The sequence below is a fragment of the Asticcacaulis sp. AC402 genome (assembly GCF_000495835.1).
Taxonomy (GTDB): Bacteria; Pseudomonadota; Alphaproteobacteria; order Caulobacterales; family Caulobacteraceae; genus Asticcacaulis.
Genome location: NZ_AWGC01000073.1, coordinates 1 through 838 on the forward strand (window position 1 = coordinate 1; position 838 = coordinate 838).

1 rRNA gene is annotated in these 838 nt (G+C 53.2%); it reads left to right on the forward strand.

From position 1 onward, the window contains the following. A 23S ribosomal RNA gene (locus ABAC402_RS38930) occupies positions 1-838 on the forward strand; the annotation flags it as partial.

Genomic DNA, 838 nt, shown 5'->3' on the forward strand with positions numbered 1-838 from the left:
AACGGTCCTAAGGTAGCGAAATTCCTTGTCGGGTAAGTTCCGACCTGCACGAATGGCGTAATGATGGCCAGGCTGTCTCCACCCGAGACTCAGTGAAATTGAACTCGCTGTGAAGATGCAGTGTACCCGCGGCAAGACGGAAAGACCCCGTGAACCTTTACTATAGCTTGACACTGAACATTGAGCCTTGATGTGTAGGATAGGTGGGAGGCTTTGAAGCGTGGACGCCAGTCTGCGTGGAGCCATCCTTGAAATACCACCCTTTAATGTTTGATGTTCTAACTCGGCCCCATAATCTGGGGTGAGGACAGTGTCTGGTGGGTAGTTTGACTGGGGCGGTCTCCTCCCAAAGAGTAACGGAGGAGCACGAAGGTTAGCTAATCACGGTCGGACATCGTGAGGTTAGTGCAAAGGCATAAGCTAGCTTGACTGCGAGAGTGACGGCTCGAGCAGGTACGAAAGTAGGTCTTAGTGATCCGGTGGTTCTGAATGGAAGGGCCATCGCTCAACGGATAAAAGGTACTCCGGGGATAACAGGCTGATACCGCCCAAGAGTTCATATCGACGGCGGTGTTTGGCACCTCGATGTCGGCTCATCACATCCTGGGGCTGAAGTAGGTCCCAAGGGTATGGCTGTTCGCCATTTAAAGTGGTACGCGAGCTGGGTTTAGAACGTCGTGAGACAGTTCGGTCCCTATCTGCCGTGGGCGTTGGAAGATTGAGAGGGGTTGCTCCTAGTACGAGAGGACCGGAGTGAACGCACCACTGGTGTTCGGGTTGTCATGCCAATGGCATTGCCCGGTAGCTAAGTGCGGAAAAGATAAGCGCTGAAAGCATC